At 38.4% G+C, this 24,383-nt stretch carries 22 protein-coding genes and 1 tRNA gene; 12 read left to right on the top strand and 11 right to left on the bottom strand.

Going from position 1 to position 24,383, the window contains the following annotated elements:
- Positions 1-112: 112 nt before the first annotated feature.
- The 3 genes from STRPS_RS05100 to STRPS_RS05090 form a co-directional block, all read right to left on the bottom strand.
- Positions 113-2,554, bottom strand: a complete 2,442-nt coding sequence (locus STRPS_RS05100) for an ATP-dependent Clp protease ATP-binding subunit (protein ID WP_007893741.1) — start codon at positions 2,552-2,554, stop codon at positions 113-115.
- On the bottom strand, positions 2,554-3,015 hold the full coding sequence (locus tag STRPS_RS05095) for a CtsR family transcriptional regulator (RefSeq protein WP_007893766.1): 462 nt from the start codon (positions 3,013-3,015) through the stop codon (positions 2,554-2,556). Before STRPS_RS05095 ends, STRPS_RS05100 begins: the two co-directional genes overlap by 1 nt.
- A 172-nt stretch (positions 3,016-3,187) precedes the next feature.
- The gene (locus STRPS_RS05090; RefSeq protein WP_003085753.1) at positions 3,188-3,391 is read right to left on the bottom strand and encodes a cold-shock protein; all 204 of its coding nucleotides are present in this window, start codon (positions 3,389-3,391) and stop codon (positions 3,188-3,190) included.
- A 349-nt stretch (positions 3,392-3,740) separates the two neighbouring features.
- Here STRPS_RS05090 and STRPS_RS05085 point away from each other — a divergent pair, with 349 nt between their 5' ends.
- From STRPS_RS05085 to STRPS_RS05060, 6 genes are all read left to right on the top strand, one after another.
- Positions 3,741-4,010 carry a hypothetical protein gene (locus STRPS_RS05085; RefSeq protein ID WP_007893877.1) on the top strand — a complete coding sequence of 90 codons (270 nt, stop codon included), beginning with the start codon at positions 3,741-3,743 and terminating at the stop codon, positions 4,008-4,010.
- Between the two features lie 2 nt (positions 4,011-4,012).
- Positions 4,013-6,082 (top strand): cation:proton antiporter, encoded by a 2,070-nt coding sequence (locus tag STRPS_RS05080; RefSeq protein WP_007893853.1) that lies wholly within the window; start codon positions 4,013-4,015, stop codon positions 6,080-6,082.
- Positions 6,083-6,205: 123 nt separating this feature from the next.
- On the top strand, positions 6,206-7,168 hold the full coding sequence (locus STRPS_RS05075) for a ring-cleaving dioxygenase (protein ID WP_007893865.1): 963 nt from the start codon (positions 6,206-6,208) through the stop codon (positions 7,166-7,168).
- Positions 7,169-7,178: 10 nt separating this feature from the next.
- Positions 7,179-8,072: a VOC family protein gene (locus STRPS_RS05070; RefSeq protein WP_007893838.1), complete on the top strand. Its 894-nt coding sequence runs from the start codon at positions 7,179-7,181 to the stop codon at positions 8,070-8,072.
- A gap of 10 nt (positions 8,073-8,082) precedes the next feature.
- Positions 8,083-8,694, top strand: coding sequence for a flavin reductase family protein (locus STRPS_RS05065; RefSeq protein ID WP_007893852.1), 612 nt, complete (start codon positions 8,083-8,085; stop codon positions 8,692-8,694).
- Positions 8,695-8,697: 3 nt separating this feature from the next.
- Complete coding sequence (locus tag STRPS_RS05060) at positions 8,698-9,321, top strand: alpha/beta hydrolase (RefSeq protein WP_007893908.1); 624 nt, start codon at positions 8,698-8,700, stop codon at positions 9,319-9,321.
- A 109-nt stretch (positions 9,322-9,430) separates the two neighbouring features.
- On the opposite strand, the gene STRPS_RS05055 is transcribed toward STRPS_RS05060, so the two are convergent.
- Positions 9,431-9,501, bottom strand: a tRNA-Cys gene (locus STRPS_RS05055).
- 288 nt (positions 9,502-9,789) lie between these two features.
- Here STRPS_RS05055 and ahpC point away from each other — a divergent pair.
- From ahpC to tsf, 4 genes are all read left to right on the top strand, one after another.
- On the top strand, positions 9,790-10,353 hold the full coding sequence (gene ahpC / locus STRPS_RS05050) for an alkyl hydroperoxide reductase subunit C (protein ID WP_007893871.1): 564 nt from the start codon (positions 9,790-9,792) through the stop codon (positions 10,351-10,353).
- A gap of 33 nt (positions 10,354-10,386) precedes the next feature.
- A complete protein-coding gene (gene ahpF, locus STRPS_RS05045; protein ID WP_007893735.1) occupies positions 10,387-11,919 on the top strand; it encodes an alkyl hydroperoxide reductase subunit F in 1,533 nt (510 codons plus the stop codon).
- A 211-nt stretch (positions 11,920-12,130) separates the two neighbouring features.
- Complete coding sequence (rpsB, locus tag STRPS_RS05040; RefSeq protein ID WP_007893857.1) at positions 12,131-12,898, top strand: 30S ribosomal protein S2; 768 nt, start codon at positions 12,131-12,133, stop codon at positions 12,896-12,898.
- A 131-nt stretch (positions 12,899-13,029) separates the two neighbouring features.
- Positions 13,030-14,070, top strand: a complete 1,041-nt coding sequence (gene tsf / locus STRPS_RS05035; RefSeq protein ID WP_007893902.1) for a translation elongation factor Ts — start codon at positions 13,030-13,032, stop codon at positions 14,068-14,070.
- Positions 14,071-14,482: 412 nt separating this feature from the next.
- Here tsf and STRPS_RS05025 read toward each other — a convergent pair whose 3' ends face one another.
- The 3 genes from STRPS_RS05025 to treP form a co-directional block, all read right to left on the bottom strand.
- Positions 14,483-16,378, bottom strand: a complete 1,896-nt coding sequence (locus STRPS_RS05025) for a M13 family metallopeptidase (protein WP_007893850.1) — start codon at positions 16,376-16,378, stop codon at positions 14,483-14,485.
- 113 nt (positions 16,379-16,491) lie between these two features.
- Positions 16,492-18,123 (bottom strand): alpha,alpha-phosphotrehalase, encoded by a 1,632-nt coding sequence (gene treC / locus STRPS_RS05020; protein ID WP_007893800.1) that lies wholly within the window; start codon positions 18,121-18,123, stop codon positions 16,492-16,494.
- A 65-nt stretch (positions 18,124-18,188) separates the two neighbouring features.
- The gene (treP, locus tag STRPS_RS05015; RefSeq protein WP_007893912.1) at positions 18,189-20,183 is read right to left on the bottom strand and encodes a PTS system trehalose-specific EIIBC component; all 1,995 of its coding nucleotides are present in this window, start codon (positions 20,181-20,183) and stop codon (positions 18,189-18,191) included.
- A gap of 216 nt (positions 20,184-20,399) precedes the next feature.
- Here treP and treR point away from each other — a divergent pair, with 216 nt between their 5' ends.
- The gene (gene treR, locus STRPS_RS05010; RefSeq protein ID WP_007893900.1) at positions 20,400-21,113 is read left to right on the top strand and encodes a trehalose operon repressor; all 714 of its coding nucleotides are present in this window, start codon (positions 20,400-20,402) and stop codon (positions 21,111-21,113) included.
- Between the two features lie 132 nt (positions 21,114-21,245).
- Complete coding sequence (gene yaaA, locus STRPS_RS05005; RefSeq protein WP_007893732.1) at positions 21,246-21,977, top strand: peroxide stress protein YaaA; 732 nt, start codon at positions 21,246-21,248, stop codon at positions 21,975-21,977.
- A 120-nt stretch (positions 21,978-22,097) separates the two neighbouring features.
- Here yaaA and nrdG read toward each other — a convergent pair whose 3' ends face one another.
- From nrdG to STRPS_RS10690, 4 genes are read right to left on the bottom strand one after another with little or no spacing between them, the layout of a single operon-like run.
- The gene (nrdG, locus tag STRPS_RS05000) at positions 22,098-22,712 is read right to left on the bottom strand and encodes an anaerobic ribonucleoside-triphosphate reductase activating protein (RefSeq protein WP_007893717.1); all 615 of its coding nucleotides are present in this window, start codon (positions 22,710-22,712) and stop codon (positions 22,098-22,100) included.
- Positions 22,713-22,718: 6 nt separating this feature from the next.
- A complete protein-coding gene (locus STRPS_RS04995; RefSeq protein ID WP_007893867.1) occupies positions 22,719-23,222 on the bottom strand; it encodes a GNAT family N-acetyltransferase in 504 nt (167 codons plus the stop codon).
- A 10-nt stretch (positions 23,223-23,232) separates the two neighbouring features.
- Positions 23,233-24,165, bottom strand: a complete 933-nt coding sequence (locus STRPS_RS04990) for a Gfo/Idh/MocA family protein (RefSeq protein WP_007893821.1) — start codon at positions 24,163-24,165, stop codon at positions 23,233-23,235.
- 21 nt (positions 24,166-24,186) lie between these two features.
- Positions 24,187-24,339, bottom strand: coding sequence for a hypothetical protein (locus STRPS_RS10690; protein WP_007893810.1), 153 nt, complete (start codon positions 24,337-24,339; stop codon positions 24,187-24,189).
- Between the last annotated feature and the right edge of the window lie 44 nt (positions 24,340-24,383).

Genomic DNA, 24,383 nt, shown 5'->3' with positions numbered 1-24,383 from the left:
AGAAAAAAGAGCTTAGTTTTTTGAAAAGAAGCCCTTATAATGAACAGCCTAAAAAGTACTATACTGCTCATATAAGGAGATTCTTTTCATTTAACTAATCCCTCTTTCTATCTTATTCTATGTCACATTTTATTTTGCCTTTGGCTAAACCAATTTTTAATTTATGCCCAGAGCCTAACTGTCCTGAAAGAAGTAATTCTGACAATTTATCCTCAACTTCTGTTTGAATCGTTCTTCGAAGTGGACGAGCTCCCATCTCCAGATCATAGCCTTTCTCAGATAGGTATTTAAGTGCTGACGGTTGAAATTTGAGAGTGATTCCTTTTTCTTCTAAGGCAGCAATCAACGGTTTCACCATAATCCTCACCACTTGTTGCATATCTTCTTGACTTAGGCTGTGGAAAACAACCTTTTCATCAATACGATTAATAAATTCAGGACGATAAGCTTTCTTTAGCTCCTCTAAAATACGTTTTTCCATAGCTTGGTGATCTTGACTAACATCTCGAGCACCAAATCCTACAGTTTTATCATCTCGAAGTGCTGTCGCACCTAAATTACTGGTCATGATAATAATAGTATTTGTAAAATCAACTTTTCGACCACGAGAGTCTGTCAGTACCCCATCGTCCAAAACTTGAAGAAGTACGTTGAAAATATCTGGATGAGCTTTTTCAACTTCATCAAAAAGCAAAACAGAATAAGGTTTATTCCTTACTTTTTCTGTCAGTTCACCACCTTCATCATAGCCTACATATCCTGGAGGGGCACCATTGAGACGACTGGCTGCAAATTTCTCCATGTATTCTGACATATCGAAACGAATTAATGCTGACTCATCATCAAATAAAACCTCAGCCAAGGCTTTAGCAAGCTCTGTTTTTCCAACACCTGTTGGACCTAGAAACATAAATGAGCCAATTGGACGCTTACCAGTTCGGATACCAGATTGATTGCGACGAATAGCCCTTGAAATAGCTGAAATAGCTTCGTCTTGACCAATAACCCGTTTGTGTAATTCTTTCTCTAATTGGAGGTATTTTTGACTATCAGCTTGGCTAATTTTCTCAAGTGGTATCCCCGACAATCTACTTAAAGTTGCCATGATGTCATCTTCTGTAACCGGAGTTGGGCTAGGCTTCGTTTTCTTATTAGCTTTTAATATGCTAGTCACTTCTTTAAAATTGCCATCGAGGATAGCCTGGTCTATAGGACTTAAAAAGGAGGGTGTCTCTTTTTTTATGAGCCCTTGGACCGTTGCACTGGCTTCATCTAAGAGGTCTATTGCTGAATCTGGCAAATTTTTACTTGTTAAATAACGGTGTGCAACCTTAACTGCCACTTTAACAGCTTGGTCTGAAATTCTAACATTATGATACATTTCATAAGAAGATTTTAGTCCAAGTAGGATTTGGTAGGCATCTTCAAGATTTGGTTCTTCAATTAAAATTTTAGCAAAGCGACGAGATAAGGCTGCGTCTTTTTCAATATGTTTTTGGTATTCTTCCTGAGTCGTCGCACCTACCATATGTAGTGTCCCACGAGATAAAGCTGGTTTTAAAATATTAGCCGCATCTAAAGTACTATCAATACCACTTCCAGAACCCATAATCGTATGTAATTCATCAACAAACAGAATAATTTTCCCATCTGCTTCAATATCATCTATGATTTGGTTCATTCGTTCTTCAAAATCACCCCGAAAACGAGTTCCTGCAACCACACTCATCATGTCTAGTTCCAAAACTCGCATATCCTGCAATTCGTAAGGAATAGCTCCCTCGACAATTCGTTGAGCTAGACCATATGCCAAGGCTGTTTTCCCAACACCCGCGTCTCCGACTAAGACAGGATTATTCTTAGTTTTACGGCTTAGCACCTGAACCATTCGAGTAATTTCTTTTTCACGGCCAATCACCGGTTCCAAAAGGCCTTGACTGGCCATTTGTGTTAAATCACGCGTGAAATCAGAGAGGTCACCTGCTGAACTTGGCGGTTTCATCATATCTGAGAATGTCCCACCTGCTTTTGTTTTTTTAGGTTTGCGCAATTCATAAATAGCCTTAATGGTCTCTTTACTATAAGCAGCTTGCCTCTCAATTGCTTTACGTAAATCAGAGATTTTCAAATCCCCTTGACCCTCATCCCGTAGTTTAAAACCAGCCATTTCTAGTAAACGAGTTGCCATAACATCAGGATTTAACAATAGGGCAAAAAGGACGTGTTCTGACCCCACTTCCTGAGCACCTGTTACCTGACGGATAGCATCTGAAAATTGAAGAATTTTTGTTAAGGTTCTAGATTGACCCTTCAAGGTCCACTCTTTCACATCATCATTTGGCGTTTGTCCCATAGCTAAAATAGCTGCCGCTTCATATTCTTCCATAGTAACTTTAGCGTCAAATTCATTGAAAACAAGTCCAGCTAGTGAGTTGTTAACCACGACCATCGCTAAAAGAAGATGCCATGTTTCTAAATATTGGCTATCAAAGCGAGCTGCCTGATATTGAGCCTGCTTGAAAATTTCCTGCATTTTTAGTGAATAATCTATCATTAATTGTTTCCCTTCCTGTCAATACGCTGTAGCAAGCGATATAGCATACGCGCGCGAATCGTAGAGGCGTCCGCTCCTAAAACGTCATCAGAGGCCATCGCTAAAATAACATTTCCTTCGCGTTCAGTAATTAAATGTTCATCAAACAATAATTGAATAGAATCTGTGAAAACAACTTCACTGACCTGCTGACCAATATTAGCCGTTAAATTTCCAATGAGATGGTGCTTATCCGAAAAATGAACCTTAGCAATTCGAATATAGCCACCTCCACCACGCTTACTTTCAACTTCATATCCACGGCTTTCAGTAAAACGGGTTTTAATAACGTAATTAATCTGACTTGGTACCACTTGAAAAGAATCTGCTAGTAGTGAACGTTTAATCTCGGCAATCCCTGATTGAGCTAATAACTCTTTGATATATTCCTCAATGCTATCAGATGTATTTTTTGTCGGCATCAACTCACCCCTTCATTTCTACTCCATTTTTGACTAAAACTGACTTTTATTATAACAAATTGCAGATGCGAAAAGCAAATCTTTGTTCACTAAAAGTATCTCTTATGTTCTTACAGGGACAAAAAAAGACAGAAATTAATCTGCCTTTTCTTTATCTATTTTTCATTACTGATTAAGATAATTTAGTGATATTCACTGCTTGAGGGCCACGTTGACCTTCTTCAACATCAAATTCAACCTTTTGACCTTCATCTAAAGTTTTGAAACCATCAGACTGAATTGCTGAAAAATGTGCGAAGACATCTTGACCTTCCTCAGTTGAGATAAAACCGAAACCTTTCTCAGCGTTAAACCATTTAACTGTACCTTGTGCCATATACATCCACTTCCTTTCTAATAAAGCTATTGTGTAAAACTAGAGAGAAATGAAGATGTTAAAACACAAATATTTACTCAAAAACTAATTTACTCTCTCAGTCTAACAAAGAATAGGGACATTGTCAAGACAAAACATTAAAACTCCTTTAAAACTTTAAAAATAAATTAAATAGAAAGCGTTTAACTACACCAAGGTGGTTTTTAGTTGAGTTTCTCCTCTCTCTAGGCTAAAATGTGTTTTATAAAGAAGTTACTCTGTTTTAGCTGATCAAAGACACTCGTTCATCTGAAATAAGTAATAAAAAAGTGAATTACTCAAAAAATAGCAATTCATTATAGGAGAGAATATGCCTGACACCAACTTAGTAGATCGCATTCAAAGTATGCGCCAAAAATACATTAACAACTATCCCACAGAAAGCCTAAAGGCTAATTATGTCTGTCAGGATATCAAAAAGGCTAAAAAATTGAAAAAGAAGCTTATTGCTCTTGAAAAAGAACGCTGTCACAAATTAATTGAACATGCGGATATCTCTGATATTGATCAAAAAATTGCTGTTTTAAAAAATAATTATATTAATGAAAGCCAACCATCTCATAAACAGGAAAAATCTTAATTATGCCAATAGCTATCATTGTTATTACCTTTTTACTTTCCCTCATCTTATCTAATGTTGTTAATCGCATTATTCCTCAGATTCCGTTACCAGCAATACAGCTATTTTTTGGCATAGTCTTTGGAATTTTTAGTAAAAACCAAGCTTTCATCCTAAACCCCGAACTTTTCTTAGCTTTTGTTATTGCACCATTAAACTTTCGTGAAGGCCAAGAAAGTGATGTTAAGAGTTTTTTGAAGTCACGCAATTTGGTTTTATTCCTTATCCTACCTACTGTCTTTCTAACCACTATTTTTATGGGACTCAGTATCAAGGCCTTAATTCCTGTAGAATTACCTCTGGCTTTGTGTTTTGCTATGGGGGCTTCTTTAGCGCCAACGGATGCTGTGGCCTTCTTATCCTTAGCCAAACGTTTTAAGTTCCCCAATCAGGTTAAAAATACTCTCACTTCCGAAGGGCTTTTAAACGACGCTAGCGGTCTAGTAGCTTTTCAGTTTGCCCTTATTGCTCTTACTACAGGCTACTTCTCTTTGACAAAAGCAGGGGTACAATTATTAATTTCCATTGTTGGAGGCCTTGCTGTTGGCATAATCTTTGCATTATTAAATAGAATCTTTTTGTCTATCTTAGAAAAATATGATGCTGCTGATGTTACCGGGGCTCTACTCCTTGAACTAACACTTCCTTTCGTTGTTTACTTTGTTGCCCACATGCTAAATGTTTCGGGTATCATTGCAGTCGTTATCGCTGGAGTGATGCAAGCCAATCGGCTAAAAAAAGTCACTTTATTTGATGCACAGGTTGATCGTGTAACAACAATTATCTGGGAGACCATAAACTTTATGTTAAATGGCCTTGTCTTCATGATATTTGGTATGGAATTAGCCCAATTTACCGGCCCCGCAATTGCTAACCCAAATTATAGCAACCTTTCCCTCTTTTTACTGGTTTTTGCCCTTACCGCAATTCTATTTCTTATTCGTTATTTGTTAATCTTTGCTTATTTTTGGATAAGAAGTCTGCAAACTCGAAAAAGTATTAGAAAATACTGGAAACATATTAATCTTTTAACGATTTCTGGCGTCAAAGGCAGTGTCTCTATAGCCATCATTTTATTGCTCCCTAAATTAAGCGGCCTTCAAAATAGTATTGCATTGTTCATTGTCGGATCAGTGACACTGCTAAGTTTTTTGAGTGGCTTGTTGATTCTCCCTAAATTAGCTCCATTAATGACCTCATCTCAAAATCTTGTGACTAAAATTGCTCTTTTAACAGATGTCCTACAGAGCTTGGCAAGAGAAAGCAGAACAGCTCCAGCTAACCAGGCAGCACTCTATTATGTCATGGATAGCTATAATAATAGAATCGAAAATCTGATTTTGGAGCAAGAACCCACCAACGTCAAAGAAGAATTAGCTGAATTACAGTTGCTCATTCTGGCAATTGAAAGTGAAGGGCTAGAACACGCCTACAAAGAAAAGCAAATCAATATTGTAGAGTACCGTGTCTACCAAAACTATATCAAACTCCTTGAAAGACAGGTTAACCGTAGCTTTATTTCAAGTTTCAGTTACACTGTCACTGTCCTTTTACGCGTCTTGCGCCACCTTTTGCGAGAACTCCTTTCCTTCAGAAAACCTCATCATTTAACAGCTACTGCTTCTAAGAACCGCCCTCACCTCTCACAACAAAACCGAGACCATCTAACAGAACTTTACTTAGACAATACTGAGCTAATCATGGAAACATTAGAGGACTTGGAGGGTTTCTATACACCATCGCTTGTAGACTTTTTACAAAATCAACGACTCCAAAAAGCTGAATTAATTAAATCTGGTTTATTTGTGGAACGTGTCATTGCCAATTTTATTCCTGATGTCAGTGGTGAAAGATTGCATGGCTATTATTTAGAAAGACAATTTATTTATAACTATGAACAAGGAGGTCAACTAACAGCTAAAGAAGCTCAGGCTTTACGTGATGAAGTCAATGAATTGGAAAGCTATTCATTGCGCGAAAGCTCTCCCAACTTTGCCTACGACCTTATTAAATATCGACATACCGCGAAGTGACGAAACACTTCGTCTTTTTTTGAGCAAATCAATTGCAATTTGTTACTAACTAGTGATAAAATGCGATTATCATCTCAGGATAAGCTATCACATCTCCCTGTCAAAGAAAAGGAGCGTTTCATCATGACAAATTCAAATTTATTAGGTATTCACCATATTACCGCAATGACAAAGAATGCTCAGCGTAACTATCATTTTTTTACTGAAATTCTGGGCATGCGTCTCGTTAAAAAAACAGTCAACCAAGACGATATCCACACCTATCACACCTTTTTTGCTGATGACAAAGGAAATGCTGGAACTGATATGACCTTCTTTGATTTTCCTGATAATCCAAGAGGGCTCCATGGGACAAATGCTATTACGCGGATTAGTTTTCGCGTACCAAATGATGCTGCTTTAGCTTACTACTTAGAACGATTTGATTCTTTTGGAGTCAAACATGGTCCTATCATTGATTTGTTTGGTCATAAAGCACTGCCTTTTGAGGAAGAAGATGGGCAACGTTACCAACTTGTATCTGATGAACACAATAAAGGTATCAAAGCCGGGACTCCCTGGAAAGAAGGCCCTGTTCCAACAGATAAAGCAATTTATGGGCTAGGTCCCGTTGAAATAAGGGTTAGCTACTATGACGATTTCAAACATTACCTCATTCAGGTTTATAATATGCGTGTTCTGGAGGAAGGTGCTGATTACACCATTTTAGAGGTAGGCGCAGGAGGACACGGGGGACAAGTCATTTTACGTAAAGATGAAGAGTCTCGACAAGCTATTCAAGGCTATGGTGAAGTGCATCATGTTTCTTTCCGCGTCAAAGACTCTGAAGCCATTAAAGAATGGGCAAATAAATACGAGCGTCTAGGAATCATGAGTTCAGGAATTGTTGACCGTTTTTATTTCCAAGCACTTTACTCCCGTGTTGGCCATATTTTAATTGAAATCTCAACCGACGGACCTGGCTTTATGACTGATGAACCTTATGAAACTTTAGGGGAATCCCTTTCACTTCCACCATTTCTTGAACCGAAACGTCATATCATTGAAGAGATGATACGACCATTTGATACTAAACGTCACCATTAAGGAGATCATTATGGAAACCATTAAACATATTCACCATATTAGTGCCATTGTCGAAGATGCACAAGAAAACTTAGATTTTTACAGAGATGTCTTACAATTACGCCTCGTTAAAAAAACACTTAATTTTGATGACCCAAGTGTTTATCATCTCTATTTCGCTAACCAAGCCGCAGATCCCGGAACTCTAATCACCTTCTTTCCTTGGGAAAATCACGTCCCGGGACAAGTGGGCAGTGGACAAGGAGGTCGTATTCTCTTTAGCATTCCATTAGGATCTCTACTTTTTTGGCAGGAAAGACTAGAAAACTTTCAAGTCCCCTTTGTTACAAAAGACCTCTTTGGGACCCGTGCACTCTTTTTCCAAGATCGTCACCAGTTAGAATTAGCCTTAGTAGAAAATACTGACGGTACTTCTCAAACCACTGCTATTCTTGGTTTCCATGGCCTATTTTTACACTCACATGATTTTGAAGCTAGCTACCAGTTTATGAAAGGTGTTTTAGGCCTAGTTGATACATTTGAAAATGAGGATTACTATGTTTTAGAAACCATTGGTCCCCAGGCACACACTATTTACCTACCAAAACGTAATGAGACACGTGGTCATATCGGTCCTGGCACCGTACATCACATGGCTTGGAACGTCTCTGATTTAGAAAGCTTAAAAGCCTACCAAAGTTACCTTAATCAAGGAAACTTCAATGTGACAACAATCCGTAATCGAAAGTACTTCAAGTCAATTTATTTCCGTGAACCAGGAAAAGTTATCTTTGAATTGGCCACACAAGGGCCTGGCTTAACAATTGATGAACCTGAGGAGCAACTAGGAAAAGAGCTACTGATCCCACCAATTTATGAAAAACGGCGGGAGGAGCTCCTCAAGCAATTAAAACCATTACATTAAAGGAGCAGCGATGATTTCACTAGCTACTGATACCCTGACTCACCAACAAATCTATAAACTCTTAATTGGAAGTGTTATTCCAAGACCAATAGCCTTCGTCACAACCCTGACTGAGGAAGGGCAAGTTAATTTAGCCCCTTTTAGTTTTTATACTATTGTCAGTCACCAACCTGCCATCATTTCCATCAGTATCCAACGTCAAAATGGTCGCCTGAAAGATACCGCCCGAAATATTATCCATCAAAAAGAAGCTGTTATTCACAGTGTTTCAGCCCATAATTTGACAGCCGTTAATCAGGCTGCTAAACCTCTCTCTTATGGTCATAGTGAACTTCCTTTAACAGGTATGACCCTAGTGGATTCTAGCAGTATTCAGACCCCTGGGGTTTCAGAAGCTTTAAGCCGCTTTGAAGCAAAGCTCTTTCAGCACATTCCCATCTCTAATGACCAAAAACAGGTTATTGCTGATTTACTACTCTTACAGATTGTCCATTTCCATATAGATGAAAAAATCTACCAAGATGGCTACATTTCACCAGAAGCTTTAGAACCAATAAGTCGTTTAGCAGGCAGTACCTATGCCAAAATTGGTGAATTGTTTAGTCTAGAAAGACCTGAATAGCTTATGATACACTACCGATACCATAAAGGGCGCGAAGGAGAACCTCTCTTTATTCTCCTTCATGGCACTGGCGGCGATGAAGAAAGCCTATTGCCACTTGTCTCCTACCTCAATCCACATGCTAATGTTTTAGCACTCCGTGGCCAAGTCTCTGAAAACGGTGCATTACGTTTCTTTAAACGCCATAGTGAAGGGCAATTTGATCTCCTTGATCTAGAAGAAAGAGGAAAGCAACTGATGGAGGAGCTCCTCCAATTTATCAAAGAACACAATTTATCTACTGATGACACCGTCTTAATTGGCTTTTCAAATGGCTCAAATATGGCTATTAATCTCCTCTTACGAGATGGTAGTCCATTCAAAAGAGGAATACTCTTTGCACCCATGTACCCAATTGATACAAATACTCTAAAGGAAAGTAAAGAAGACACTTCTGTTTTTATCTCTATGGGAAGATTGGACCCACTTGTACCACTCAATCAGAGCCAAAAAGTTATCCGTGAATTTCAAACCAGACATGCCCAAGTGAGCTCCTATTGGGTTAAAAACCATGACATCACTTTAGATAGTTTAAAAGCAGCTCATAGGTGGCTTAGTGAAAATCAAAAACCATCAGCCCGATTTTGACCTACTTTTGACCGCCTTTATTTCTTTTGTTCTATCTTGTCATTAAAAATAAAAACCCTGATTTAACAACGTTTTTACGAAGTGAATCAGGGTGATTTTTGTATGATTAAGGCGGTAGACGGATTTGAACCGACGATCAAGCTTTTGCAGAGCCGTGCCTTACCACTTGGCTATACCGCCACAACAATAGCTATTTTACCTTAATTGTAAGGAAAGGTCAAGATAAAATTTCCCTGGAACTTTTTTTAAAAAAATTTTTCTAATCATATTTAAAACTTTTAGAATTCATTAACCTGTTAAAGCTTAATACTAGGCTGTTTAGAATCATTACAATTAGAATAAGCTTATTAACCAGTTAATTTTCTGATAATTCAACAAAATTGCAAGGGCTTTCTTTTAGACTTTTCGGAAATCTTTTCCTATAATACATAGTATAAAATAAAATAATAAAAATAAGGAGGTTTTTATATGTCTTTAATCGGAAAAGAAATGGTTGAATTTTCAGCCGACGCTTATGTTAATGGTGAATTTGTCAAGGTGAGCACTGAGGATATTAAAGGGAAATGGGCAGTTTTCTGTTTTTATCCTGCAGATTTCTCATTTGTTTGCCCAACTGAATTAGGTGATTTACAAGAACAGTATGAAACATTGAAATCATTAGATGTTGAGGTTTATTCTGTATCCACCGACACTCATTTTGTACATAAAGCATGGCACGACGATTCTGATGTCGTGGGTACAATTACCTACACAATGATTGGTGACCCTTCTCATAACATTTCACGTGCCTTTGAGGTATTGGATGAAGAAAATGGTCTTGCTCAACGCGGAACCTTTATCATTGACCCTGATGGTATTATTCAAATGGTGGAAATTAACGCTGATGGTATCGGCCGTGACGCAAGCACACTAATTGATAAAATCCGTGCTGCCCAGTACGTTCGCCAACATCCAGGTGAAGTTTGCCCAGCCAAATGGAAAGAAGGGGCTGAAACGTTAAAACCTAGCCTTGACCTCGTTGGTAAAATTTAAACATTTACTTCAAATTTTCAAAGGAGGTAACAAATGGCATTAAGCCCAGATATAAAAACACAGCTCAATCAATACTTGGACTTGCTGGAATCTGATATTCAGTTACTGGCTCATCTAGGTGATGATGAGCAGTCAAAAAAAATGCAAGAATTCCTTGAAGAAATTGTTGCTATGTCAGACCATATTTCACTTGCATCCTCAGACTTGGACCGGATTCCTAGCTTTGGTATTGCCAAGCAAGGAGAAGAGCCTCGTGTTACTTTTGCAGGTATTCCATTAGGCCATGAATTTACATCATTTATTTTAGCCCTTTTACAAGTATCTGGCAGACCTCCAAAAGTAGATCAGGAAATCATTGACCGTATCAAGTCAATTGAGAAACCGATGCATTTTGAAACTTACGCCAGCCTTAGCTGCCACAACTGTCCAGATGTCGTGCAAGCCTTTAATATCATGGCTGTTCTCAACCCAAATATCTCACATACTATGATTGAGGGGGGCATGTTCCAAGATGAAGTCAAGGAAAAAGGCATTATGTCTGTTCCTGCTGTCTTCTTTGAAAATGAACTCTTCCATTCTGGCCGTGCGACCATTGATCAACTCTTGGAGAAGATTGCAGGTCCTCTGTCAGAAGAAGCTTTCTCTAATAAAGAAACCTACGATGTCTTAGTTGTTGGTGGAGGTCCAGCGGGTAATAGCGCAGCAATTTATGCAGCGCGTAAAGGCCTAAGAACAGGTCTTCTTGCTGAAACCTTTGGGGGCCAAGTGATGGAGACTGTCGGTATTGAAAATATGATTGGTACCCTTTATACAGAAGGTCCTCAACTAATGGCTCAAATTGAAGAGCACACAAAATCTTACAAAGTTGACATTATTAAATCACAATTAGCAACTAAGATTGAGAAAAAGGAGCTTATTGAAGTCTCTTTAGCTAATGGAGCTGTCTTAACAGCTAAAACGGCTATTCTAGCGCTAGGTGCTAAATGGCGAAATGTGAATGTTCCTGGAGAAGAAGAACTTCGAACTAAAGGTGTGACTAATTGTCCCCATTGTGATGGCCCATTATTTGAAGGAAAAGATGTGGCTGTCATTGGCGGTGGAAACTCTGGCCTAGAGGCAGCTCTTGATTTGGCCGGTTTATGTAAACACGTTACAGTTCTTGAGTTCTTACCTGAACTTAAAGCCGATCAAGTGCTTCAAGATCGCGCAGCCAAAACAAACAATCTTACTATCATCAAAAATGCAGCCACCAAAGAAATCCTCGGCCAAAACCAGGTTACCGGCATTGATTACACTGATCGTGAATCTGGTAACGATGCCCACATTGATGTGGAAGGGGTCTTCGTTCAGATTGGTCTCTTGCCAAATACGGAATGGCTTAAAGATAGTGGCATTGAACTAACAGATCGAGGCGAGATTATCGTTGATAGTCATGGAGCAACCAATGTTCCTGGCATATTTGCTGCTGGTGATTGTACCAATTCAGCCTACAAACAGATTATTATTTCAATGGGCTCTGGAGCGACAGCTGCAATTGGTGCATTCGATTACCTCATTCGTCAATAATAGTAAAAAATCAGTCCTGAACCAAGTCAAAGGGCTGGTTTTTACTATAAACAGTAGAATTCCCTTGCTTTTCCTAGCCTTTTTTGTTAGAATAGGTTTGTCGTTTGTCGACAAATACTCATCTCTTACCGATTGTGGGCTTGTTGCCCTCGGGTTAGTCTGCAAGTCAACGTAAGGGAGAGGAAAAAACATTATAAAGGAGAAACTACTCATGGCAGTAATTTCAATGAAACAACTTCTTGAGGCTGGTGTTCACTTTGGTCACCAAACTCGTCGCTGGAACCCTAAGATGGCAAAATACATCTTCACAGAACGTAATGGTATCCACGTTATCGATTTACAACAAACTGTTAAGCTAGCTGATCAAGCTTACGAATTCGTTCGTGATGCTGCTGCTAACGATGCGGTTATCTTGTTTGTTGGTACTAAAAAACAAGCTGCTGAAGCTGTTGCTGACGAAGCAACTCGCGCAGGACAATACTTTATCAACCACCGTTGGTTGGGTGGAACTCTTACTAACTGGGGAACAATCCAAAAACGTATTGCTCGTTTGAAAGAAATCAAACGTATGGAAGAAGAAGGTACTTTCGAAGTTCTTCCTAAAAAAGAAGTTGCACTTCTTAACAAACAACGCGCTCGTCTTGAAAAATTCCTAGGTGGTATCGAAGATATGCCTCGTATTCCAGACGTTATGTACGTTGTTGACCCACATAAAGAACAAATTGCAGTTAAAGAAGCTAAAAAACTTGGTATCCCAGTTGTTGCTATGGTTGATACAAATGCTGATCCAGATGACATTGATGTTATCATCCCAGCTAACGATGACGCGATTCGCGCTGTTAAATTAATCACTTCTAAATTAGCTGATGCTGTTATTGAAGGTCGCCAAGGTGAAGATGCTGAAGTTGATTTTGAAGCAGATGCAAAAGCAGATTCAATCGAAGAAATTGTTGAAGTTGTAGAAGGCGACAACAACTAAATTTAATACCAGTTCTTAAACTCAAATTTAAGACAACTTGATATTCAAAATACCTAAACGGGGCAGAAAGCAAACCGCTCTGTCTCGTTTTTTTAAACTAATTGATATAAAAATTTTGGAGGATTCTACTAATGGCAGAAATTACAGCTAAGCTTGTAAAAGAATTGCGTGAAAAATCTGGTGCCGGTGTTATGGACGCTAAAAAAGCACTTGTTGAAACTGATGGAGACATGGATAAAGCCGTTGAACTTTTACGTGAAAAAGGTATGGCTAAAGCAGCTAAAAAAGCTGACCGTGTTGCAGCTGAAGGACTTACTGGAGTTTATGTCAGTGGCAATCAAGCTGCTGTGGTTGAAGTTAATGCTGAAACTGACTTTGTCGCTAAAAATGCTCAATTCGTTGAGTTAGTAAATGAAACAGCTAAAGTTATTGCTGAAGGAAAACCTGCTAACAATGAAGAAGCTTTGGCATTAGTTATGCCTTCTGGTGAAACACTTGCAGCTGCTTATGTTAACGCTACAGCTACAATCGGTGAAAAAATTTCGTTCCGTCGTTTTGCTCTTCTTGAAAAAACAGATACCCAACATTTTGGTGCTTACCAACATAACGGTGGTCGTATCGGAGTTATTTCTGTTATTGAAGGTGGCGATGAAACACTTGCTAAGCAAATCTCAATGCACATTGCAGCAATGAAACCAACTGTTCTTTCATACATAGAACTTGATGAACAATTTGTTAAAGATGAGCTTGCTAAATTGAACCATGAGATTGAACTTGATAACGAATCTCGCGCTATGGTTGATAAATCTCCGCTTCCGTTCTTACAGTATGGGTCAAAAGCGCAATTATCAGACCAAGTTATCACTAAAGCTGAAGATGATATCAAGGCAGAATTAGCTGCTGAAGGTAAGCCAGAAAAAATCTGGGATAAAATTATTCCTGGTAAAATGGACCGCTTTATGCTTGACAATACTAAGGTTGACCAAGCTTACACTCTTCTTGCTCAAGTTTACATCATGGATGACAGTAAAACAGTCGAAGCTTACCTTAACTCAGTAAACGCAAAAGCAGTTGCCTTTGCCCGTTTCGAAGTTGGTGAAGGTATTGAGAAAAAAGCTAACGACTTCGAATCAGAAGTTGCTGCTACAATGGCTGCTGCTCTTAACAACTAATAACAAAAAGCTTTACTTAACATCAAGGCTTCAGGTTGAAGAAAAAATCCCCTATGGACAATTTTCTTCAACCTTTTTCCTTTCCCTGAAAAGGCTTAGAAACTGTATTACAATAGCCTTCTAAGAGTTTACTGGCCTTACAATTATCTCTAAAACTTCCGATTCTCTTTTTGCTGAGGAAGGGAGCAACGTCTTCAAAGCTTTTTATGATCATTTTTGATAAAGAGACATTTAAGGCCAAATGAGGCTGGGACAAAAAGATATTAATTTTTGAGATTCCCTGCCACAATTCTTCCAATTGATAAATAAAACCCAAAAAGCGAACAAAACTCATTTTCTGATACTCAGAATACTGTCTTGTTCGCTTTTTATATTTGAGCTTAGACTTTTGTCTCAACCTCTTTCTTTATTTTTACCAAATAATAACGCGATCTTCTGGCTTACGCCACATAAAGTCACCTTCTTGAATTTGAAATACTTCATGGAACTCATCAAAATTAGTTAAGGTTACATTTGTACGCCACTCACCTGGTGCATGAACATCTACACTGGCCATCATTTGCATAAATTCCGGACGAGCCTTCATACGCCAGATTCGAGCAAAATTAATAAAGAAATCACGCGCTGAAAAATCAGCCTCTTTCTTTGCTGCTTCTAAGGCACAGGCAACACCACCTAAATCAGCTACATTCTCTGACACCGTTAATTTCCCATTAACCTTAGCACCATAAGAATCCAAACCGTCAAATTGTTCAACAACCTTATCAGTTCTTTCTTTGAAAGCTGTATAATCGTTTTCCGTCCACCAATTATTTAAGGAGCCATGCTCATCAAATGATGCACCATTGGTATCAAAAGCATGTGAAATCTCATGTGCAATAACCGCACCAATTCCTCCGTAATTTGCTGATGAACTTTGCTCCAAAGAGTAAAATGGCGCTTGGAGAATAGCTGCCGGAAAGACAATCTGATTTTGTTGTGGATCATAGTAAGCATTTACCATGTGCGCTGGCATATGCCATTCACTACGATCAACCGGCTTGTTCCATTTACTCCAACTATGCGCAATTGAAATCTGAGCCAGCCTTTGGGCATTTTCTACTAAAGATATGTTTTCATCAATAATTTTCTTTTCATACGTTTCTGGTAACTTCTCAGGGTAACCAATATGAGGCGTAATCACATTTAATTTCACGATAGCTTTCTCACGTGTTGATTCTGCCAGCCAATCGGCCTTTTCTAAACGTGATTTATAAACGTCAATCATAGTTGCAACTTTACTCTCTACATCTGCTTTAGCTTTTGCTGAGAAATAACGCTCTGCATACCATAAACCTAAGGCTTGGCTATATGGTCCTTGTGCTAAATAATAGGCTGCTTTCTTTTTATCCATTGCTTGTGGTGTCCCTGAAAGAGCCCGACCGTAGCTACCAGACTCCACTCGGATAGCATCTGTTAGATAAGCATTATAGGCATTAGCTGCGTTTACAATCAAGTCTGCTTTTAAAAGCTCCCAGTTTTCTTCTGAATAATAGCGAGCTGCAAAATCTGTCCAGAAACGCTTTTCTGGTACAATCACCTTATCAGGACTCTGACCTAAGATTTGTTTGAAGATCTCATCAAGTGGTAATTCTGGTGTTAGCTTAATAAAATCTTCCCAAGCATAAGGATGATAGAGCTTAACGTACTCGGATGATTCCTCACTTGAAAGAACATATTGAGCTAATTTTTTATCCAAATCTAAGGTTTTATCCAATAGGTCAGCAATTTCTTCTTCAGTAAAATCAAAGTTACTAAGTAATTTTTTCTGAGACTCACGCCATACTGCTCTCAGTTCGTCAGCCTTTTCGTGTCCTTCTTCATAATAAGTTGTATCTGGTAGTAAGATTGATGGTGCTTCTGCCCAGAGAACATTAAGTTGAGCATTCATAAAATCAGGAGCTACACTAAAAGGAAAGAGATTTGGTTTACCAGCCATCTCAAAATCAGCCACTTTCTCAGCAAAAGCTTTAAAACTTGATAGCTCCTGGTACTCTTTAATCAGAGGAAGAACTGGTGCTACACCCACTTCTTCACGCTTAGCATAATCAGATGTCATTTTATGCCATTTTACAAAGTTGGCTAAAATAGATCCTTCTGGTAAATTTTCACCTTCTAGCCATTGATCAGTCGTTTCCAACATCAGTTTTTCAATCTCGTCAGCTAAATCAGAAAAGCCGCCGGTTCTTGGTTTGTCATCGGGAATAACGGCAGTCTTTGCCCATTCCCCATTAACAGCCTCATAAAAGTTTTCTTTATAATCAACCATTCTGTCTCCTTTTCTATTTTTCCTAAGAGCTTAGGATTATAATCTCCTTCATTGTACCAAAAAAGCTTAGAGAATGCACTGTCTCTAAGCCTTTATAGGAATATTATTTGCTTCTAACAGCTCCCTAAAATAGCAATCGTTTGGTAAGCTTTTAGGCATATATTGTCACTAAGTGATACTTCATTATCATAATTACTAATCAGAACCTGACCATTTTGATAACACTCGGGTAAATCTACTGACACTTCTGTTGCAAAAAAGTTGTTTAATACCAGAAGTTTTTGACCATCCAGCTCACGTTCAAAAGCATAAACTTGCTCACTATCCTTTAGAGCAGCTTTATAATGACCTTCAGCAATTATTGGTAGCTTTTTACGTAACTTAATCAATTCTTGATAGAAAGGAAAAATTTTCCCCTTTTTTTCTTTTTCAACATTGATTTCTTGATAAGAATGCCCGACTTTTAGCCAAGGTGTCCCAGTCGTAAAACCTGCATGTTCACTGGCATCCCATTGCATAGGTGTCCGTGAATTATCGCGAGATTTCGCTTGAATAATTGTAAAAGCTTGCTCAGGCGTTTTACCTTCATCAAGCATGATTTGGTAGGCATTTTTACTTTCAATATCAACATAATCTGCCATGGAACGATAATCCGGATCAATCATCCCAATCTCCTCACCCATATAGATATAAGGCGTTCCACGAGAAAGGTGGATTGAGGCTGCTAGCATTGTGGCCCCCTCGTTGCGGAAGTTATTAACATCGATAAAACGATTCAAAGCCCTTGGTTGGTCATGGTTATTGTAGAACAGGGCATTCCATCCATTTCCTTTACTCATTCCTTCACCCCACGAATGGAAGAGATCGCGTAACGCGGCAAAATCAAAGTCCATAATCGACCACTTCTGACCATCGACATAATCCACTTTTAAATGATGGAAGTTAAAAGCCATTGACAACTCCTCGCGTTCTGGAGCTGTGTAAAGAATACAGTTTTCAATAGTCGTCGCTGACATTTCACCCACAGTCATAAAAGAATCATCTCGACCAAAGCTAGCCTTATTCAACATTTTCAGATAATCATGCGTAACAGGACGATCTGTGTAAGCTGGCTTCCCATCATTAACAGGACAATCGACTATTTCATCATCTTTGCCAATTAAATTAATGACATCAAAGCGGAAACCTTTGACTCCTTTATCACGCCAAAAGTTAACGACTTTAACTAATTCTTCTCGGACATTTGGATTGCGCCAGTTTAAATCAGCCTGCGTGATATCAAACAAGTGAAGATAGTATTTGCCAGTATCACCAAATGGTGCCCAAGCATTCCCACCAAATTTAGAAACCCAATCTGTAGGTTTATCACGAAGGATAAAGAAGTCTTGATAATATTCATCACCAGCCAAAGCCTTTTGAAACCATTCATGCTCTGTAGAACAATGGTTTAAAACCATATCAAGCATAAACTCTATGCCAAGCGATTGCCCCACGGCAATCATCTCTTCAAAATCAGCCATCGTTCCAAAATCTGAATTAACAGCAGTATAATCAGCTACATCATAACCATTATCACGTTGTGGACTTGGATAGAAGGGATTTAACCATACCATATCAATTCCTAACTCTTTTAAATATGGTAGTTTTTCAATAATCCCTCCGAGATCACCAACCCCATTTCCTGTCGTGTCTTTATATGATTTAGGGTAAATTTGATAGACAACTTTACGTTTATCAATAGTCATCGTTTTTCCTTTCATAGAAACAGCGTCAGGAACTGTTAACAGTTCCTGAAGTCGCTTATTGGTATCTAATTTTTTCGAGCAATCATTAAGGCTTGGCTACGCTTAATCTGACGCGGTAAAGTTCCTTCAATAGCCACATCATAAGCATCTTGATTGGTCACAATAACAGGTGTTTCTGTTGGGTATCCGGCTTCCTTAATAGCCTCTATATCAAATGAAATCAATTTGTCACCAGCTTTAACATGGTCGCCTTGACGAACATGGGCTGTGAAACCTTTTCCTTCAAGGTTTACAGTATCCATCCCAATATGCATCAAGATTTCAGCACCATCAGCTGAGAGCAAACCAATGGCATGTTTGGTCGGAAATAATACCGAAACCTGAGCATCAACTGGAGATACCAGTTCACCTTCTGTAGGCTGAATAAGCACTCCTTGCCCCATGACACCTTGAGCAAATACTGGATCAACAGCTTCACTTAAAGCTTTTGCTTCGCCAGTAAGAGGACTAACAAGTGCAAGAGTAGCACCTGATTCTGCTACTGATGAAGGTGTAATTGTTGGCACTGTTACAGCTGAACTAACAAATGATTCATCGGCCAAACGATCGGCAATAATATCATCTTCGGTTTTGGTCATAATATTTGATTTACGGAAGAAGACTGTCAATGCCATTGGTACTGCAATAGCCACGGCCATACAGATAAAGAATTGTCCCATATATTTAACATTGATTGCCATAAACCCTGGTAAACCACCAACTCCAATGGCATTAGCCTGAACATTCATTGTGGTACATAAAAGACCAGCAGCACTTGAACCAATCATACCGGCTACAAATGGATAGATGTATTTGAGGTTAACCCCAAATAAAGCTGGCTCAGTGACGCCAAGGTAAGCTGAAATGGCAGCTGGAAGTGATATTTCTGCTTCACGTTCATTTTTACGGTTTATCAAGTAATAGGCAAAGACAGCTGAACCTTGAGCGATATTTGAAAGAGCAATCATAGGCCATAGTCCAGTCGTACGAGTTGCAGTATCCGCAATCAATTGTGTATCAATGGCATTTGACATATGGTGTAAACCAGTGATAACAAGTGGCGCATACAAAGCACCAAAGATCGCTCCAAACAACCATTTAACAGGACCAGTTAAACCAGCAAGAACAACAAAGGAAATACCTTTACCAATTGTCCAACCTAAAGGTCCTAATACTGTGTGAGCTAAAACAATAGCCGGTACTAATGAAAGAAATGGCACGAAAATCATTGAAACAACTTCTGGAATACGTTTACGCCAAAAGATTTCCAAATAGGCAAGTGATAAACCAGCTAATAAGGCTGGGATAACCTGTGCTTGATATCCAATTTTGTTAACAGTAAAGAAACCAAAATCCCAGACCCAGTTTTTAGCAATTTCAGAAGCTGGCGTGGTTGCTACCGCGTAAGCATTAAGTAATTGAGGGGAGACTAAACAAATACCAAGCACAATACCAAGGATTTGTGTTGTTCCCATCTTACGGCTAACAGACCAAGTAATACCTACTGGTAAGAAATGGAAAATCGCTTCTCCTGGTAACCATAAGAAACCGTCAACCCCGGCCCAGAATTTAGAAACTTCTACAACTGTTTTCCCATCAAGGAATCCCCATGGTACACTATCAATTAAGTTACGGAAACCTAGAATAAGACCACCAACGATAATAGCTGGAATAATTGGTGTAAAGATCTCAGCTAACATTGTCATCACACGTTGGAAAACATTTTGATTACTCTTAGCCGCTGATTTAGCTGCTTCTTTTGAGACGCCCTCTACACCTGAAACAGCAGTAAAATCATTGTAAAAAATCGGGACATCATTACCAATAATAACTTGAAATTGTCCAGCATTGGTAAAAGTTCCTTTAACCGCTGAAATTTTTTCAATCTCTTTAACATTAGCCTTGCTATTGTCATTCAAGACAAAACGCATACGTGTTGCGCAGTGCGTAACCGCTTTGATATTTTCCTTGCCGCCAATAGCAGAAAGAAGCATCTTAGCTTCATTTTCAAATTTTCCCATTTGATTTCCCCTAGGTCTCTTTCCCTTGATTTTTTTATTTCAAAAAAATCAAAAATTAATTTTTATAAATTCTAAAAAAGAATTTAATCTACACTTCAATTGTAATCGATTGCATATTTGTAGGCAACTTGTTTGCTGAAAAAAGTGGCTAAAATAGTAAAATTATGGTATCTTGTATGTTGAAAAATAGACAAGTTAGAAAGTGCACCACTTACTATGAAGAAGTACGACTATATATTTAAAGATTTAGAATCAAAAATATCCAAAGGAGTTTACGCTATTGATGATTTTTTACCAACTGAATTCCAATTAAGCAAAGAATACAATGCTAGTCGTGACACCATTCGCAAAGCTTTAACTCTCTTAGTTAAAGATGGCTTAGTCAAAAAACAACAAGGTCGAGGAACACAAGTTATTAAACATCATCAGATTCTTTTTCCCATTTCAGAGTTAACAAGCTATCATGAGTTAGTTACCTATTTTAATATGGACTCTAAAACCAATGTGATTGCTATTGACAAGTTAATTGTGGACGCTGATATGTCAAAATTGACAGGATTTCCTCTCCATTCCATTCTTTGGCGAATCACTCGCCAAAGGGTTGTTGACGGTATTGCCTCTGTTCTGGATATTGACTACCTTAGTAAAGATATTGTACCAACTATCAGTCGTGAAATTGCTGAAAAATCCCTTTACCACTACCTAGAAAAAGACCTCAACTTAGCCATTGATTTTGCCTTAAAAGAAGTCACCATTGATCAAGTCAATGACAAAGATAAAATTTTACTAGATTTAGGCTCAGATCGTCACCTTGTTTCCGTTAAATCAAAAGTCTACCTCTCATCTAATGAACAATTCCAGTTTACTGAGAGTCGTCATAAATTAGAAAAATTTAAATTTGTGGATTTTGCACGACGTAAACCCAAATAAAAAACTGTTTTAAACCAAGATGCCTTAGCATCTCCCATGAATTCCAATGGGTTTGTTAGCCAAGTAAGGCTTAAGATATAAAGTTCTGACCTTTCCTTGACAGAAAGGCTTTTTCTTTACTACAATAACTATATGTTAACTTTTCTAATCCCAACAGCTAAAGAAATGAAAATTCCCAAACAGAGTTTTCCTCCTAATATTCCTGAAAATAGCTCAGCTATCATTGACCAGTTAGCCTCTTTATCACTTGAAGAACTGGCTGTAGCTTATAAATTAAAGGAAACTGCAACCCAAAAAGAGTTTGATAGAATTCAGTCTATCAAAAAAGGACAAGCTCCAACTTATCCTGCATATCAGCTCTTTAACGGCCTCATGTACCGCCACTTTGATCGAGAACAGTTATCCCAACAAGAAAAAAACTATCTTCTCACGCATACCTTTATTACATCATCATTATATGGCATTATCCCAATGGACTTTCCCATCGCCGAACATCGTCTGGATTTTCAAACGAAGCTCAAAATTCATGGCAAATCTTTAAAGCATTATTGGCGTAAGGATTATGACCATTTTTTGAAGGACAAGAAAATAATTATTTCACTTTTATCTACTGAATTTGAAGAAGTTTTCAGTAAAGATAAAAACAACTTGTGGATAAGTCTCTTGTTTTTGGAAGAAAAAGCCGGTACCTTAAAGAGTCATTCAACAATCTCCAAAAAAGGTCGTGGGGACTTTCTTAAAGCCTGCGCTCAGAGCAATTGCCAAGACATTAACGACCTTAAAAAGCTTGTTTTTAAAGGCTTTAGCTTCTGTGAAGAGCAATCAGATCGCCATAAATTTGTTTATATTAAAAAAGAGGCCTAGGCCTCTTTTTGAGGCTTATCCCCATAGCTGGAACTTATTCACAGGTTGTGGATAAGTGTGAGGATAAACCCCATCTAGTCAGATTGAGACCTGGTTTCAATTGCCTTAACAATTGCCTACTTAGATCAGTTTGTCTCGGCTAACTTGTTCAAAGGTTTGATCACCGTCATTTAGTTTTGACCAAATCACCACACAATTGCGTCTCAGAGATTCTTGAACATCAATAATTCTTTGGTTCGAGGATCCTCGAAACTGCAACATAAGATTTTTCTTAGTAATATCAAACCGCCCATCCACCAAAATATCAATTAAGGACAGCAGCTCTAACTTATCTGGTGTCTCTTCCATCATTTCTTCCCAAGTATAGCCAGTCCATGACCAAATATCTTTTTCCGGCAACTCTTTTCGAATCCGTTTAATGAGTGGCAACAGTATGCCAGTGTTTAAAAAAGGTTCCCCACCTAGAAGTGTCAAACCTTGTACATAAGGTTGAGCTAAATCTATCATAATTTGCTCTTCTAATTCTTCCGTATAGGGGATTCCAGCATTAAATGACCAAGTGGCGGCATTATAACAACCTTTACAGTGAAACATACAACCCGATACATAGAGAGAATTACGCACGCCCTCCCCGTCAACAAAATTGAATGCTTTATAGTCTATAATGCGACCCTTACTGAGTTCCTGTGATTGCCATTCCTTTGGTTTGGGATTATTCCAACACTTTTCTGACATCTACTTTTACCTCTGTTTTATCCAATAACGTTCGGTTCCCCCTTGGATATCTTCTAAAAGACCTCCATTTGCCAAAATGACTGCCCGACTAGCGCTATTATCGACCTTGCAAGTGACAAGGACTGCATCTATGTTCTTCTCGTAGGCTATCGTAATGGCCTTATGAAGCATTTTCTTAGCAAAACCTTTATTTCTCTGACTAGGTCTCACGGAATAACCAATATGTCCACCTGAGACTCTCAATGCATCTGTCAACCTTAGTCGCAAACTCAAGAAACCAATGGCTTGCTTTGTTACTTGATCAAAAGCAACAAATTGAATTGATGGCGCAAAGTGACTCGGAATTCCAATTCCTTGCTCAATTCTCTCATTAGTTGCGATCCAAGTATCATAGTCAAAGTCTTGAGTATTCCAAAAGCCACCATCATGGGCTGAGTTGAAATCCTCGAACTCCCGCATCATATCTACTATTGTTGCCTTATCGTCAAAAGTTGGACGCCGTAATTCCATTAAACTCCTCCTAATTTGGTAAAGTGAGATCTAAATGACCACTTGTCTCTTCTGAATTGACAATCTGTTGACAAATCCAGTGACTCATTAAAGTTAATTCCTTGTTGACAGGGTTGACACCACTTTTAATGCCATCTATAAAAGCGCTAATAATAGACTCAAAACCACGCTTATATAAGGTAGTATCCCAATCAGAAAAACTAATTTTTTCCTGATGATTACCTTTAAAGACAGTTAGCTGATCTAGATTTTCAAGATGCATTGTCTTCTCAGGTCCCTGAACTTCCATCACTTCTCGGCGAGAGCCCGACTGAAGATTCATGCTAGCCATAATTATTGTATTTTCAGTCGTTAAGTTTACAGTTGCTTGACAAATATTTTCTCCCTCTAGCTTATAAGAAAAGTAACCCGTGTCAGGCATTTCTCCTGTTAAAAATAGGGCTGTATCAATTGGATGGATAAAAAAGTCAAATACTTTAAAAACGAATTCCCCCGGCCTGTTACTATCGTTCTTCTCAACTAAAACTTTACGCTTCGTTGACAAGCTTGACAACTCCTTTACGCCAGGAGCGAAACGCCGATTAAACCCTGCCATTAGAAAGGTTTGGTTAGCCTCTGCCAGTGCATAAAGCTCTGCCACTTCCTTGTATGATTCGGATAAGGGTTTATCCATATAGACAGGAATACCTCTTTCTAAGAATAAGGTAGCCATCTGGTAATGCACTTTTGTTGCAGCATGAATAAAAACCCCATCTAAATCTACACTAACTAAGTCTTTATAGTCATTGTAAGTTACTGAACGTGAAAATAAAGCCTCTACATCCCTTAGAGTAGCCTGCTGACGTGTTGATATGTGCCACTCAATACCATCTAGTTGACGCATATAAGGAAGATAAGCCTTTTGAGCAATTTTTCCTAAGCCAATAATGCCAAGTTTTAACATTCATCCCTACTTTCTAGCTCCTTATTTCTGAGAAGAGTGTTTTTTGGCTTTCTCCAAAAATTGAGCTTTTAACTCTTTCATCTTATCTTTTCTACTTCCATTCTGTTGTGACTGCTTCTCATGGAATCTTTCTACTTGTTGCATTCCTTTATAATCTAATTGATACTTTCCCATTATATACTCACTTTCCTTGTTACTGCTACTAGTTAAATAAAAGG

This window comes from Streptococcus pseudoporcinus LQ 940-04 (assembly GCF_000188035.1).
Lineage (GTDB): Bacteria > Bacillota > Bacilli > Lactobacillales > Streptococcaceae > Streptococcus > Streptococcus pseudoporcinus.
This window is presented reverse-complemented; position numbering and strand designations above follow the sequence as displayed.

What these genes read in the sequence shown, in the direction of transcription:
- tsf (WP_007893902.1), top strand. Translation starts at nt 13,030, where the DNA reads ATGGCAGAAATTACAGCTAAGCTTGTAAAAGAATTGCGTGAAAAATCT.
- STRPS_RS05025 (WP_007893850.1), bottom strand. Translation starts at nt 16,378, where the DNA reads ATGGTTGATTATAAAGAAAACTTTTATGAGGCTGTTAATGGGGAATGG.
- STRPS_RS04990 (WP_007893821.1), bottom strand. Translation starts at nt 24,165, where the DNA reads ATGTTAAAACTTGGCATTATTGGCTTAGGAAAAATTGCTCAAAAGGCT.
- STRPS_RS05070 (WP_007893838.1), top strand. Translation starts at nt 7,179, where the DNA reads ATGGAAACCATTAAACATATTCACCATATTAGTGCCATTGTCGAAGAT.
- STRPS_RS05090 (WP_003085753.1), bottom strand. Translation starts at nt 3,391, where the DNA reads ATGGCACAAGGTACAGTTAAATGGTTTAACGCTGAGAAAGGTTTCGGT.
- STRPS_RS04995 (WP_007893867.1), bottom strand. Translation starts at nt 23,222, where the DNA reads ATGGAATTACGGCGTCCAACTTTTGACGATAAGGCAACAATAGTAGAT.
- STRPS_RS05095 (WP_007893766.1), bottom strand. Translation starts at nt 3,015, where the DNA reads ATGCCGACAAAAAATACATCTGATAGCATTGAGGAATATATCAAAGAG.
- STRPS_RS05075 (WP_007893865.1), top strand. Translation starts at nt 6,206, where the DNA reads ATGACAAATTCAAATTTATTAGGTATTCACCATATTACCGCAATGACA.
- STRPS_RS05065 (WP_007893852.1), top strand. Translation starts at nt 8,083, where the DNA reads ATGATTTCACTAGCTACTGATACCCTGACTCACCAACAAATCTATAAA.
- STRPS_RS05060 (WP_007893908.1), top strand. Translation starts at nt 8,698, where the DNA reads ATGATACACTACCGATACCATAAAGGGCGCGAAGGAGAACCTCTCTTT.
- treC (WP_007893800.1), bottom strand. Translation starts at nt 18,123, where the DNA reads ATGACTATTGATAAACGTAAAGTTGTCTATCAAATTTACCCTAAATCA.
- rpsB (WP_007893857.1), top strand. Translation starts at nt 12,131, where the DNA reads ATGGCAGTAATTTCAATGAAACAACTTCTTGAGGCTGGTGTTCACTTT.
- STRPS_RS05080 (WP_007893853.1), top strand. Translation starts at nt 4,013, where the DNA reads ATGCCAATAGCTATCATTGTTATTACCTTTTTACTTTCCCTCATCTTA.
- nrdG (WP_007893717.1), bottom strand. Translation starts at nt 22,712, where the DNA reads ATGTCAGAAAAGTGTTGGAATAATCCCAAACCAAAGGAATGGCAATCA.
- yaaA (WP_007893732.1), top strand. Translation starts at nt 21,246, where the DNA reads ATGTTAACTTTTCTAATCCCAACAGCTAAAGAAATGAAAATTCCCAAA.
- ahpC (WP_007893871.1), top strand. Translation starts at nt 9,790, where the DNA reads ATGTCTTTAATCGGAAAAGAAATGGTTGAATTTTCAGCCGACGCTTAT.
- STRPS_RS05100 (WP_007893741.1), bottom strand. Translation starts at nt 2,554, where the DNA reads ATGATAGATTATTCACTAAAAATGCAGGAAATTTTCAAGCAGGCTCAA.
- STRPS_RS10690 (WP_007893810.1), bottom strand. Translation starts at nt 24,339, where the DNA reads ATGGGAAAGTATCAATTAGATTATAAAGGAATGCAACAAGTAGAAAGA.
- treP (WP_007893912.1), bottom strand. Translation starts at nt 20,183, where the DNA reads ATGGGAAAATTTGAAAATGAAGCTAAGATGCTTCTTTCTGCTATTGGC.
- STRPS_RS05085 (WP_007893877.1), top strand. Translation starts at nt 3,741, where the DNA reads ATGCCTGACACCAACTTAGTAGATCGCATTCAAAGTATGCGCCAAAAA.
- ahpF (WP_007893735.1), top strand. Translation starts at nt 10,387, where the DNA reads ATGGCATTAAGCCCAGATATAAAAACACAGCTCAATCAATACTTGGAC.
- treR (WP_007893900.1), top strand. Translation starts at nt 20,400, where the DNA reads ATGAAGAAGTACGACTATATATTTAAAGATTTAGAATCAAAAATATCC.